Genomic DNA, 14,079 nt, shown 5'->3' with positions numbered 1-14,079 from the left:
AGCATGGAAATTGATTTTAGTGATTTTGCCGATCCTAAAAATAATAATCTTGAAATAAAAAATCCCCCTCAAAATGTTGATGGTTTGGTTTTGCAAAAAAAACTAAGAAAAAGTACCTTTTCGAAAATTAATGATCCGAACCAGAAAATCGAACTTTTACGCCAATCTGGACAATCTGGTTTTTTGCCCTTAAATAAACAATTATCTGAGCTCAAAAATGAAGAAAAAAATTTTCATGTTCGAAATGAAATCTTGCTCGCTCAAGGACAGTTAGCCGGGGACGAGGTGGTTGATGAATTAATTAATTTACTTTTTTCTAATATTGACCTTGAAATTAAAAAGAAAATTATCGCGATTTTAGCTTCAACGAGGCCGAATAAAGAAATTATTGAGGCTTTGGAAACTATTTTATTCTGGCATCTGGAAAACGAATTAAAATTATCAGCGCTTGATGCTTTAGAAAAATTGCATTCTCAAATTAGCATTTTTAGCCTCGAAAAATTATATTTAGAAGATAACAATTTGCAGGTTAAGTCTAAAATCATCAAATTATTAGCCAAGATTGATCCCGCGGAAGCTGCCGAATTCCTAGAAAAGCAATTTAATTTACAATTGGAGCCAGAAATTTTAAATGAATATGTAGATTATTTTGTCCAAAATGAGAAATATGGACAAATTAAAAAGCTTCTTGAAGAATTTAATAACTTACCAGAAATCATCCAAAAAAATCTAATTTGGTCAATGGCTGCGGCGAGAAAAAATCAATATGATTTAGAATTAATTAAATTTTTATTAACTCAAGAGCTGGTTGAAGAAATTTTATTTGAAGCAGTTTTAGCTTTTAATAGCTTTAAAGTTGATCAATCATTACCATTCTTGCTCAAACTTTTAAAGGGTACCAATCGATCTTTACAGCTCCAAGCAATTTTAGCAATTTCCAATTTGCGCAATCCAAAAGCCATCCCACATCTTCGAAAACGTCTTAAAAAAGAGCTTAATCCTGAAATTCGCGATGAGCTCAAAAAAACCCTCCATTTTTTGGTAATTTTCAGTTGATATTGTCAAATTTTAAACCTAAATTTGTAAAAAAACACCAAAAACCCTTGACATTATTTTTAAAGCCTATACAATATTTGTTGTATTCGGAATCATAAATTTAGGTTTTGGGAGGTGACAATTTTTACTTTAAAGCCGAACTCTAAAAAGTCCAGGCTTATAAGACATCTTCGCACCCAAAGTTATTTGATAATTTTCAGTAAAATTAAATTTTTATTTTTGAATTTTATAAACCATACCCTAAGAGTATGGTTTTACCGTTTGTCTCAAATTATTTTACACCAGCTTAGACCAAATCAATTAGTCAAAAGATTTGTGGCAAAAAATAAATCAACGCCAAAGCAAATTATTAGCCCAATACCAATTCAAACTTTTCAAATTAATTTTGCTAACAATTTTGTGACTCGGCATTTAGGCCTTTTTATCTTAGCCGGCATAGTTTTTGCCGCCAATTTTATCAGCGCTCGGGGTTCAAAAATTATTACTGAAGAATATTACACTGACATTGCTTTGTCTGAATCTTCGGCAGTTTCTGAAGAAGATTTAGTCGCGCTAGTCTCAAAAATCCAAAAATATACTCCGCAAACCGTGAAAGCCCAAAAACCAACTGCCATTGTTCAAAGAATTGTCTTAAAAAATGCCATCATCACCGATGATAGTCAATTTGTGGCTAGCCCAGCCGTGATTCAAACCACATACGCGCAAGGCAATAACGCGATACAAACCGCGACAGCCACCCAAAGAGCTGGTATTACCTATTATATAGTCAAAGGTGGTGATACCTTAGCCTCAATTGCGCAAAAATTTGGAATTTCCTATATTACAGTTAAAAATGCCAATAATTTATCTGGCGATACGATTCAACCTGGACAAAAATTAACCATCTTACCTACAGATGGAATCGTACATACAGTGGCAAGGGGAGAAACCTTAAGCGAGATCGTTGCTGCCTACAAGGGAAATTTGCAAGGCACTATTAAAGCCAATAATTTAGGAGGATCTGCTGCCATCTTTGCCAGTCAAAAATTAGTTATTATTGGCGGCACTAAACCTGCTCCAACTCGAACTAAACTTGCCAGCAATCGTTCTGGGTCTGGTCAGGTTGCCGGTATTGTGGTTCGAAATCAACGTGGTCCGAATAGTTTTCCGTTCGGCTGGTGCACTTGGTATGTCGCTTCGAGAAGATACGTACCGTGGCGTGGCAATGCCGAAACTTGGCCCTATCAAGCTTCCAGATATGGTTATCGAACCGGCTATGCTCCCGCCGTGGGTGCAATTTTAGCCACTCGTGAAAGTAGGTGGGGCCATGTCGCTTATGTTGAGGCAGTCCATGGTGGCACGATCACAATTTCTGAAATGAATTATGTTGGTTGGGGTCGAGTAAATTATCGCACCGTCCCAACCAATTATGGCATTTATATTTATTAAATTATATTTAAAACCGCTAAATTTCCCAAAAAAATTCCCGAAAAATCCATTTTATAAAATTTAGGGGCTTGACCCCACAAATCTTATCTTTCGCCTTTCCCACCTGCTAGTGCCTGAAGTGCAGCTGATGGCGGGCAGGTGAGAACTATTCGTTCACGGCTCAAGATGCGATTAAGAGGGGTCAATACCTGTCAATTATTATTTTTTAAGGTGGAGGTATTGACAAGGATTTAGCGGTATGCTAAGATAAAGATAGAATTAATTAAAATTGATTTGACCAGTTCTGCTAAAGAACTTTTTCTTTAGTGTTTTTAGTGGTCAAAGCATTTATTTAGCCTCGATTTTTGCCATTTTATTTTATCAAAATTATTGAATGGCAAATTGAGGAGCGGGTTAAGGCTTAAACTTGGCATCAGATTTTTGCGAAACAAATTAAATTAGATTAAACTCTATTATTTTAATAGTGTCTTTTTTGTGTCAAAATTTTGAGGAGGTCGAATGATTCAGAATCAAATCGGCAGAAAGTTTTTGTCCAAAGAAAATTTTCCTTTTCCTAATTTGATTGAAATCCAGCTTGATTCGTATAATTGGTTCTTAAAACAAGGCTTGGGCGAACTTTTTGAAGAGATTTCTCCAGTCATTGACTTTACTGGTGAAAAAATGGAACTCAGATTTGGGGATTATTTTTTTGAAAAGCCTAAATTTGATGAAATCTTTGCTCGGGAAAATTATTTAACTTATAAAGCGCCTCTTAAAGTTAAATTATCACTGGTTAATAAAGAGACCGGCGAGATTAAAGAGCAAGAAGTCTTTTTGGGCGATTTTCCACAAATGACTAACCGAGGCACCTTTATTATCAACGGCGTGGAAAGAGTCGTCGTAAATCAAATTATTAGATCTTACGGGGTTTTATTCGTCGCCGATGAAGTTAACGGCCGAAATTTATTTGGCGCCAAAATTATTCCTCAACGCGGCGCCTGGCTAGAATTAGAAACCAATCAAAAAGATGTCATTTCTGTTCGAATCGATCAAAAAAGAAGATTGCCAATCACCACTTTTTTAAGAGCCTTGGGATATGGCTCAGATGAAGAACTCAAGAAAATTTTTGATGCTGCCGGTTCGGATCCTGACCATGATTATTTTAAAGCGACTCTTGAAAAAGATCCTTCCAAAAACCACCAAGAAGCAGTTTTAGAAACCTATAAAAGAATTCGACCGGGTGAAATGGCAACTTACGAAAATGCCAAATCTTTATTTGATAGCATGTTTTTTGATTTAAAAAGATACGATTTATCCAAAGTTGGCCGATATCGCCTCAACCAACGTTTACACCAAAAAATTGCCATCAGTTTTGAAAATCGAGTCCTAAAACCCGAGGATGTTGCCGAAGTTACCAAAGAGGTCGTGCGCTTAAATTTGACTCCGGGATCTGAACCAGATGACATTGACCATTTGTCAAATCGAAGAATTCGCTCGGTGGGTGAATTAGTTCAAGATCGCACCCGAGTCGGTTTAGTGAGACTAGAAAGAATTGTCAAGGACCGCATGAGTGTCGTTGATCCAAATTTAGCCACGCCGGCGATGATGATTAATGCTCGTCCGATTATTGCGATTTTGCAGGAATTTTTTGCCTCTTCGCAACTATCTCAATTTATGAACCAAACCAATCCTTTAGCTGAACTTGAGCACAAACGATGTTTGTCGGCGATTGGTCCGGGTGGCTTGTCTCGAGAAAGAGCTGGTTTTGAAGCCCGCGATGTTCATAGTTCTCACTATGGCAAAATCTGCCCAGTGGAAACTCCCGAAGGTCCAAACATTGGTTTGGTCGGTTATATGGCTTCATATGCTAGAATTAATGAATATGGTTTTATCGAAAGTCCCTATAAAAAAATTATAAATCTTTTACCCACAAAATCTTCCAAAATAATTGGCAGATTAGCTTTCGAGAAAGTCACGGATCCCAAGACTAATCAAGTGATTATTGAAAAAAATCAACCAATCACTCAATCTATTCAAAAATCTTTAAAGAAAATCCAAGAAAATATTAAAGTGCGACCATTTATTTCCAGCCATTTGGAATATTTGGATGCCGCCGAAGAAGAGCAATGCACTATTGCCCCTTCGCCTTATGCCGACACTGAAGTTGTTGATGAAAAAAATCAGTTAATTGAATCAAAAATGGTGGTTAGAAAATTTGGCAAACCCGACATTGAGTCAATTGATAAAATTGATTATATTGGTATTTCTCCAGAACAAATCATTTCTATTTCCGCCGCTCTAATCCCATTTTTGGAACATACTGATGGTGTGAGAGCTTCAATGGGTGCTAACATGGAACGTCAAGCCGTACCGTTGATTCAAGCCGCTTCACCAATTGTCGGGACTGGTATTGAAGAAATTTGTGCTAGAGATTCTGGCCAGCTTTTAATTGCCCAAGAAGCCGGTACCATCACCGAGGTAGATGCTTCTAAAATTGTGGTTAAGGGTTCTAAGGAAGAAAAAACTTATCATTTAATAAATTATTTACGTTCTAACCAAGGTACTTGTTTGCACCAACGACCAGCCGTCACCCTAAATCAAAAAGTGGAAAAAGGCACGGTTTTGGCAGATTCAATGGCAACTGATTTAGGAGAATTGGCTTTAGGTCAGAATGTGGTTGTCGCTTATATGCCATGGGAGGGTGCTAACTGTGATGACGCGATTGTCATTTCTTCAAAATTAGTTGAAGATGATGTTTATTCTTCAATTCATATCGAAAAATATGCGATTGAAGTTCGTGATACTAAATTGGGTCCAGAAGTGGTCACCCGCGATATCCCCAATGTTTCCGAAGAAACTTTACGCAACCTCGATGAAGGGGGGGTTGTTCGAATCGGCGCCGAAATTAAAGCTGGTGATATTTTAGTTGGAAAAATTACCCCCAAAGGCGAAACCGAACTTTCCGCTGAAGAAAGACTTTTAAGAGCGATTTTTGGTGAAAAAGCCAAAGACGTTCGCGATACCTCTTTGAGATTGCCGCATGGCGAAAGAGGCAAGGTTGTCGATGTAAAAATCTTTTCCAAAGAAAAAGGTGCCGAACTCTCCGCCGGTGTTTTTCAAATGATTGAAGTCTCCGTGGCCCAATTAAGAAAAGTCTCAATTGGTGATAAATTAGCCGGACGCTACGGCAACAAAGGTGTTATTTCTCGAATTTTACCACAAGAAGATATGCCCTTTTTACCTGATGGCACTCCAGTTGATGTGGTTTTAAATCCGTTGGGAGTAATTTCTCGAATGAACATTGGTCAGATTTTCGAAGCCCACTTGGGGCGGGCACTTCAGGTTTTAGGCTATAAAATTGCCAATCCGGTTTTTAGATCTGTTGACGAAACCATGATCCGCCAAGAACTTAAAAAAGCTGGTTTATCTGAAAATGGTACGACCAAACTATATGATGGCCGCACTGGTGAACTTTTTGAGCACGAAGTCACCGTGGGTGCCGTTTACATAATGAAATTAATCCATTTAGTCGATGATAAGATGCATGCTCGTTCCATTGGCCCATATTCGATGGTCACGCAGCAACCATTAGGCGGTAAAGCTCAATTCGGCGGTCAGCGTTTTGGAGAAATGGAAGTTTGGGCCCTCGAAGCCTATGGCGCCGCCTATACTTTGCAGGAAATGTTGACGATCAAATCTGATGACGTCACTGGTCGCAGCAAAGCCTACGAAGCCATTATCAAGGGCGATCCCATTACCCAAGTTTCTATTCCGGAATCATTTAATGTTTTAGTTAAAGAATTGCAGAGCTTGGGTTTATCAGTCGAATTATTAAAAGCCGGTCAAAATACTCAAATTAAACCTAAGGGGTAAAATGCCAGAAGAAAATATTGATTTTGACTCAATTCGAATTTCGGTTTCTTCTCCGGAGGATATTAAAAAATGGTCATATGGGGAAGTGACAAAACCTGAGACGATCAACTACCGCACCCAAAAACCAGAACGCGATGGTTTATTTGATGAACGAATTTTCGGTCCGACCAAAGACTATGAATGTTATTGCGGAAAATATAAAAAGATCCGATACAAAGGTGTAATTTGTGATAAATGCGGGGTCGAAGTCACCAGAGCCTCGGTGAGACGTGAACGAATGGGCCATATTGCGCTTTCCGTTCCCATCACCCATATTTGGTATGCTCGCGGCGTGCCATCTAAAATTGGTTTAATTTTAGGTTTATCGGTTAAAGAATTAGAAAAAGTGATTTATTTTGCTAATTATATTATTTTAGATGTTTTTGAGGATGTTCAAAAAAAAGCCTTAACCGATCTTGATTCAGAAATGAAAAAAATTAAATCACAAATGCGCGCTGGCGCCAAAATTTCCACTAAAAATTTAAAAATTGAAACCACCAAAGCCGATAGTCCAAAATCGCGCAAAGAAGTTGAAGAGCTCGAAATTTCTTATCTTTCTGCAAAAAATGAAATTAAAAATTTAAAACCTAAACAAATTATTTCCGAAAGAAATTATTTGGACTTGTCTTTAAAATATGGTCAAGTCATTAAGGTTGGTATTGGTGCCGAAGCGATTTACGAATTGCTCAAAAGAATTGATTTGGACCGGGAAATTAAAGATATTCAAAATCGTTTAAGAAAAAAGACTGAACAAGAATCCAAAAAGAACCTAAAAAGATTAAGAACCCTAATTGAATTCAAAAAAGCCGGCTTAAGACCAGAATGGATGGTGCTGACAGTCTTGCCGGTGATTCCTCCGGATTTGAGACCAATGGTCCAATTAGATGGTGGTCGTTTTGCCGCTTCGGATTTAAATGATTTATATCGACGCGTCATTAACCGCAACAATCGTTTAAAGCGTTTAATTGATCAAAAAGCCCCTGAAGTCATTTGTCGAAACGAAAAAAGAATGTTACAGGAAGCCGTCGATGCTTTAATCGACAATTCGGCGCGCCGAGACCGCTCCGTGGTTACCACCGCTGGCCGTCGCAAATTAAAATCATTATCAGATATGCTTAAAGGCAAGCAAGGCCGTTTTCGACAAAATCTTTTAGGAAAAAGAGTTGATTATTCTGGCCGTTCTGTGATTGTGGTTGGTCCTCAATTGAAATTAAATCAAGTCGGTTTACCTAAAATGATGGCTTTGGAACTCTTTAAGCCTTTTATTATTTCCAAATTAATTTCGAATGGTTTTGCTCATAATGTTAAAAATGCAAGCCGATTATTAGAAAAACAAACCCCTGAAGTTTGGGATATTTTAGAAAGCATTATTAAAAATCATTTAGTTTTCTTAAATCGCGCGCCAACCTTGCATCGTTTAGGAATTCAAGCCTTTCAGCCAGTCTTGGTTGAAGGTAAAGCGATTCAGATTCATCCTTTGGTTTGCCCAGCTTATAATGCTGACTTTGATGGCGACCAAATGGCAGTTTATATTCCTTTATCTCGACAAGCAAATTTTGAAGCCGATCGCATGATGTATTCAATTCGAAACTTATTAAAACCAGCCTCAGGTGAACCAATCATTGCCCCTTCTCAGGAAATAGTTTTGGGTTGTTACTATTTAACTAAAATTGAAGAAAATGCCAAAGGTGCCGGTCGTATTTTCGCTGATACTGATGAGGCTTTATTGGCCTATGAAAACGAAATTATTGGTTTGAAAGCGCTGATTAAGGTTAAAATCGATGGTGCAAATATTGACACTTCAGTAGGCAGAATTATTTTGAATCAAGTTATCCCAATCGGCATGCAATTTAAAAATCTTTTCATTGATAAAAAAATTCTAAAAGCCTTAGTTTTAGAATGTTTTGAAAAATATGGCAATAAAGAAACCGTCAGATTTGTCGATGATATTAAAAAATTAGGTTTTCATTACGCCACCCAATCTGGTATCACTTTTTCGGTAAATGACGTGAAAGTTCCTGAACAGAAAAAGGAATTAATTGCTGAAGCTGAAAAACAAATTGCGGAAATTACTAAACAATTTCAGCAAGGTTTAATTACTTCTTTTGAAAGATATTTGAAAGCAGTTGATTTATGGATTGACGTGAAAGCGCGTATCAAAAAAGCGATGTTAGATAATTTTTCGACCGATAACCCAATTTATATGATGGTAAATTCAGGCTCAAAAGGGACTCCGGACCAGTTGGTCCAGATTGCCGGCATGAGAGGTCTGGTGGCTAACCCGGCTGGTGAAATTATTGAGTTGCCGATTTTAGCCAACTATAAGGATGGTTTATCTGAGTTTGAATATTTTATTTCTTCACACGGTGCCAGAAAAGGAAAATCAGATACGGCTTTAAGAACGGCTGACGCTGGATATTTGACCCGCCGTCTAATTGATGTTTCCCAAGATTTAATTGTCGATTCTGCAGACTGTAAAACCACTGACAGTATTACCGTTAATTTGGCTGAAACCGAAGAAGCCGGCGACGATTTTGAAACTAATGTCCTCGGAAGATATACTGCCAAGCCCTTAGTTGACCCTAAAACTGGTGAAGTAATTTTAGAAAAAGATCAAGAAATTGGTAAAGTTGCCGTTGAGACGATTATGAAAAATCGGATTCCCGAGGTTCAGGTTCGCTCCGTCCTAACCTGTAAAGCTAAACCCGGCATTTGCCAAAAATGTTATGGTCGCAATTTAGCCACCGGCACTTTAGTAGAAACTGGTACTGCCATCGGTATTATTGCCGCGCAAGCCATTGGTGAACCTGGTACGCAGTTGACGATGCGGACGTTTCATATTGGTGGTATTGCCGGTGAAGATATTACTCAGGGTTTACCTCGCGTTGAAGAACTTTTTGAAGCTCGGAACCCTCGCAATCCTGCCCAAATTTCGGAAATTTCCGGTCATATCAGTCTTGCGAACGAAAAAGACCATAAAATTATTCGCATTAAATCAAATGTAAAAAGCACTCAAGAATATAAGCTCGCCAAAGGCTACAAAATGGTCGTTAAAAATGGCGATAAAGTTAAAGCTAAACAAATTTTAGCCAATTGCCCAAGCAAGTCTCCGCTTAGAGCCATCTTTGACGGCGAAGTAAAAATCGAAAAAGATAAACTCACTTTAACCTCCAGAGAATATAAGGTTGTCGAATATCAAGTTTCTCCTTTGGTGCATTTGCGGGTTGCTAATAGTGATCTGGTCGAAAAAGGGACTGCTTTAACTGAAGGGGCTTGGAATCTTAACCAAATGTTGAAGATTTCTGGCCGACGCATGGTTGAAAAATATATTGTTAAAGAAATCCAAAATATTTATAGCTCACAAGGTCAGACCATTAACGATAAGCATATTGAATTAATTGTCAGACAAATGTTGCAAAAAGTTCGCATTAAAAGTCCCGGCGCCACCGCTTGGCTACCCAACCAAATTGTGGATCGGTTTTTAGTGGTCACTGAAAATGAAAAATTAAGCCATAAAAATAAGCCACAAGCGATTATGGAAGATATCGTTTTAGGTATTACCAAGGTCGCTTTGAGCACGGAAAGTTTTCTTTCTGCGGCCTCTTTCCAAGAAACCACCAGAACTTTAATCGATGCCGCCACTAAAGGTAAAATCGATCATTTAAGAGGCTTAAAAGAAAATGTCATTATTGGTCGAATTATCCCGGCCGGGACTGGCTTTAGCCACAGCATAATTGGTCAAGAATTAGGAAAATATTTAAAAAACTACAAATAGGCTTGCCAAAAGTTAAATTTTAGGATAAAATAAGAAAGTTAAGGAAACCAAAATGCCCACCATATCACAATTAATTAGAAAACCGCGTCGGAAAATCCAGAAAAAATCCAAAGTGCCAGCTCTTTTAAGGGGTTTTAACACCCTTAGACGAAAGTCATATTCTCATCCCTCACCATTTAAAAGAGGCATTTGCATTAAAGTCACCACCGTCACCCCTAAAAAACCAAACTCAGCCCTGCGAAAAATTGCTAGGGTCAGGCTTACTAATGGCCAAGAAGTCACCGCTTATATTCCCGGCATTGGCCATAATCTTCAAGAACATTCTGTGGTTATGCTGCGCGGTGGCAGAGTCAAAGACTTGCCTGGTGTCAGATATCATATAGTGAGAGGGAAATTAGACACCGCTGGTGTGGAAAATCGGCAGCAAGGACGTTCTAAATATGGTGCCAAAAGAGGCAAATAATATCTTAATTGGATTTAAAAAGGAATTTTATGAGAGGTAAGGCTCGAAATTATAAAAAAAATCAAATTGAACCGGATCCCAAATATAATTCTACGCAAGTAGCTAAATTTATTAATCAATTAATGAGACGGGGCAAAAAATCCACCGCTCAAAAAATTGTTTATGCCGCTTTTGCAATTTGTGAAGTAAAACTTAAAAAACCAGCCGTTGATATTTTTGAGACCGCTATTTCCAATTCCTGCCCTCAACTTGAAGTGCGCTCGCGTCGAATTGGTGGTGCGACCTATCAAGTACCCATGGAAGTGAAAAGGGACCGCCAACAAACTTTAGCGATGCGTTGGATTATCCAAGCGGCTCGCGATCGCCAAGGTAGTCAAATGGCAGATTATCTTGCTCAAGAATTAATGGATGCCGCTCAAAATATCGGGGCGGCGGTCAAGAAAAAACAGGAAATGCACAAATTAGCTGAAGTTAATCGTGCTTTTGCCCACTATGCCAGGCTTTAAGCCTGAGTTTCAAGCTAAAAGTTAAAGGAGAGGCTTTTTTATTCCTATAATATAATCATTAATTTAGGCTCAATAAAATTTATAACTTTTCCAAAGGACTTATTATGGCTCGCGAATACCCGATCGAAAAAATTAGAAATATTGGTATTATTGCTCATATTGATGCTGGCAAAACCACTGTCACAGAGCGCATTTTATATTATTCTGGAAAAACCTATAAAATTGGTGAAGTTCACGAAGGTACGGCGGTGATGGACTGGATGGAACAAGAAAAAGAACGCGGCATCACTATTACGGCGGCGGCGACCACCAGTTTTTGGCCAATCCCCAAATGGTTAGATGATTCTAACGGTAATTGTTTGATTAATATTATTGATACTCCGGGCCACATTGATTTTACCGCTGAAGTCCAACGCTCACTCCGTGTTTTAGATGGTGCGGTGGTAGTTTTTGATGGTGTCGCCGGTGTTGAACCACAATCAGAAACTGTTTGGCGTCAAGCTGATAAATTTGCAGTGCCTCGAATTTGTTTTATCAATAAAATGGATCGTATGGGTGCCGATTTTGAAAAATCATTTAAATCAATCAAAGATAAATTAGGTGCCAAAGCCGTTGTCATCCAAATCCCAATCGGTTCTGAGGATAAATTTGAAGGCATTATCAATTTATTTGAAATGAAAGCCTATAAACACGCTGATGAATTGGGCAAAGACTTAACCACCAGTGAAATGCCTGAGGAATATCACGCTCAAGCTGAGAAATGGCGTCATAAAATGATTGAAGAAATTGTTGAGACTTCAAACGATCTTTTACAAAAATATTTAGACGGCAAAGAAATTACTAATGATGAGTTATATCAAGCTTTGCGAAAAGCCACTATTGAAAATAAAATTTATCCAGTTTTAACCGGTTCTGCCCTAAAAAACAAAGGCGTTCAGCCTTTATTAGATGCGGTGGCTGGATTTTTACCATCACCCTTGGAAGCTCCTCAAATTAAAGGTACTAACCCCAAAGATGAAACCGAAATTGAAATTAAACCCGAAGATTCCGCCCCATTTGCGGCTTTAGCGTTTAAAATTGCCGCTGATCCTTTTGTCGGCAAATTAGCCTTTTTTAGGGTATATTCTGGAACCTTATCCTCGGGCTCATATATTTTAAATGCCAGCACCGGCGCGAGAGAAAGAATCGGCCGAATTTTAAGAATGCACGCTAATCATCGCGAAGAAGTCAAAGAGGTCTATGCGGGTGATATTGCCGCGGCCGTGGGCTTAAAAGAGACCACTACTGGCGATACCTTGTGTGACCCCGCAAAACCGGTTATTTTGGAAAAAATTAATTTTCCAGATCCGGTCATTTCCATTGCCATTGAACCGAAAACAAAAGCCGATCAAGAAAAATTAGCCCAATCGTTAAAAAGATTGGCCGAGGAAGATCCCACCTTCAAAGTCAAAGTTGATGAAGAAACCAGCCAAACAATTATTTCTGGCATGGGTGAATTACATCTAGAAATTTTGGTTGACCGCATGAAGCGTGAATTTTCCGTCGAAGCTAATATTGGCAATCCTCAAGTAGCTTACAGAGAAACCATTTCCGCACCTGCCAAGGCTGAAGGCAAATTTATTCGACAAACCGGTGGTCGCGGTCAATATGGTCACGTTTTACTTAATATTGAGCCCAAAGAACGGGGCGAAGGCGTTGAATTTATTGATAAAATTGTCGGTGGCCGCATTCCTCGAGAATTTATTCCAGCAGTCGAAAAAGGTATCAAAGAAGCTTCGCAAAGAGGGGTTCTTGCCGGCTATCCTTTGACTGATTTGGCCGTGACTCTTTATGATGGTTCTTATCATGAAGTTGACTCTTCGGAAATTGCTTTCCAAATTGCCGGTTCCATGGCCTTGCAAAGTGCGGTTAAAAAAGCTACCCCACAAATTCTCGAACCGATTATGAAATTAGAAGTTATTATCCCCAGTGATGATTTGGGTGATGTCACCGGTGACCTGAACAGCCGCCGTGCTCAGATTGAACAAGTTTCAGACCGCACCAATATGAAAGTCATTGATGCTAAAGTGCCCTTGGCAACCATGTTTGGTTACACCACCGCCTTGCGAACCCTTACTTCTGGTCGCGGTTCATCCACTATGGAATTTGATCATTATGAACCGGTTCCACACCATATTTTTGAACGAATTGTGGGAGATTTTGAAAAAACTAAAACTGAAAAAAGTTGATAAACTCAACCGGTTTTGTATATAATGTATTTGAGGGGCAATGAGAAGAGTTCATCCAATTCCAGCCTTATTTGTGCTAATAACCTGCGCCACTGTCGCGGCAATTTTGATTTGGGCCGCCGGTTTAAGTTTGGTGCCAGCTTCAAACCAAGCCGCAGCCGATGCCGCTAAAAACAAAACTTCAAATTTGCAAAAGACGCTAACTTCAAGTTGGATAAAATATTCCAATTTAACTTATAGTTATAGCGTTCGTCACCCTTCAACTTGGAAAGTTAGCGAAGATAAAGATACCACTAAATCGCCAGCTCAGGATTTTGTTAGTTTTTCTAGCTCAGACTTGAATTGGGGTAGCACTCCCCAGAAAAAAATCGAAAATGGTTCACAAATTGTCGTCCGCATTTTGCCCATCGGAATTTTTGAAGGTTACACCGACAACAGCGATCGATTCCAAATTAATAAGAAAATTACTCTCGGAAAATTTTTAGCCTCAGAATATTTAATTAGCAATATAGATGTTGCAGAAGATACCGCTCCTGCAGAAATTAAATTCGAAAATAAAGATGAATTAATAATAATCGATGGTTGGTTTGCCTCTCAAGATAAAGATGAATTCTGGCCAATTTTTGAAGCATTTGCAAAATCATTTCAATTTAATTAGTTTAAAATTTAAAAATTTTCCCAAAAAGCCAAAAGTTGGCGCTTGACATATAATTTAAAGTTTGTTAAAATAAC

At 38.5% G+C, this 14,079-nt stretch carries 8 protein-coding genes; all 8 read left to right on the top strand.

Annotated features, from left to right (window positions below; translation table 11 throughout):
• The first annotated feature begins 3 nt into the window (after positions 1-3).
• The 8 genes from VJJ80_00815 (at position 4) to VJJ80_00780 (ending at position 14,005) form a co-directional block, all read left to right on the top strand.
• Positions 4-1,056 carry a HEAT repeat domain-containing protein gene (locus tag VJJ80_00815; GenBank protein ID HLC38659.1) on the top strand — a complete coding sequence of 351 codons (1,053 nt, stop codon included), beginning with the start codon at positions 4-6 and terminating at the stop codon, positions 1,054-1,056.
• Between the two features lie 261 nt (positions 1,057-1,317).
• Positions 1,318-2,484, top strand: coding sequence for a LysM peptidoglycan-binding domain-containing protein (locus VJJ80_00810; protein HLC38658.1), 1,167 nt, complete (start codon positions 1,318-1,320; stop codon positions 2,482-2,484).
• Between the two features lie 498 nt (positions 2,485-2,982).
• Positions 2,983-6,336, top strand: coding sequence for a DNA-directed RNA polymerase subunit beta (locus VJJ80_00805; protein ID HLC38657.1), 3,354 nt, complete (start codon positions 2,983-2,985; stop codon positions 6,334-6,336).
• Between the two features lies 1 nt (position 6,337).
• Complete coding sequence (gene rpoC / locus VJJ80_00800) at positions 6,338-10,150, top strand: DNA-directed RNA polymerase subunit beta' (GenBank protein ID HLC38656.1); 3,813 nt, start codon at positions 6,338-6,340, stop codon at positions 10,148-10,150.
• 52 nt (positions 10,151-10,202) lie between these two features.
• Entirely contained in the window at positions 10,203-10,613 is a 411-nt protein-coding gene (gene rpsL, locus VJJ80_00795) for a 30S ribosomal protein S12 (protein HLC38655.1), read from the top strand.
• Positions 10,614-10,642: 29 nt separating this feature from the next.
• Entirely contained in the window at positions 10,643-11,119 is a 477-nt protein-coding gene (rpsG, locus tag VJJ80_00790; protein HLC38654.1) for a 30S ribosomal protein S7, read from the top strand.
• 104 nt (positions 11,120-11,223) lie between these two features.
• Complete coding sequence (fusA, locus tag VJJ80_00785; protein HLC38653.1) at positions 11,224-13,347, top strand: elongation factor G; 2,124 nt, start codon at positions 11,224-11,226, stop codon at positions 13,345-13,347.
• Between the two features lie 40 nt (positions 13,348-13,387).
• Complete coding sequence (locus VJJ80_00780) at positions 13,388-14,005, top strand: hypothetical protein (GenBank protein HLC38652.1); 618 nt, start codon at positions 13,388-13,390, stop codon at positions 14,003-14,005.
• The last annotated feature ends 74 nt before the right edge of the window (positions 14,006-14,079 follow it).

This window comes from Patescibacteria group bacterium (assembly GCA_035288465.1).
Classification (GTDB): domain Bacteria; phylum Patescibacteriota; class UBA1384; order DATEAH01; family DATEAH01; genus DATEAH01.
The sequence above is the reverse complement of the archived record's forward strand: the minus strand, read 5'-3'. Positions and strand labels throughout refer to the sequence as shown.

Bases quoted from the DNA above. Each gene is read 5' to 3' on its own strand.
- VJJ80_00805 (HLC38657.1), top strand. From the start codon at position 2,983: ATGATTCAGAATCAAATCGGCAGAAAGTTTTTGTCCAAAGAAAATTTT.
- VJJ80_00780 (HLC38652.1), top strand. From the start codon at position 13,388: ATGAGAAGAGTTCATCCAATTCCAGCCTTATTTGTGCTAATAACCTGC.
- VJJ80_00815 (HLC38659.1), top strand. From the start codon at position 4: ATGGAAATTGATTTTAGTGATTTTGCCGATCCTAAAAATAATAATCTT.
- rpsG (HLC38654.1), top strand. From the start codon at position 10,643: ATGAGAGGTAAGGCTCGAAATTATAAAAAAAATCAAATTGAACCGGAT.
- rpoC (HLC38656.1), top strand. From the start codon at position 6,338: ATGCCAGAAGAAAATATTGATTTTGACTCAATTCGAATTTCGGTTTCT.
- rpsL (HLC38655.1), top strand. From the start codon at position 10,203: ATGCCCACCATATCACAATTAATTAGAAAACCGCGTCGGAAAATCCAG.
- fusA (HLC38653.1), top strand. From the start codon at position 11,224: ATGGCTCGCGAATACCCGATCGAAAAAATTAGAAATATTGGTATTATT.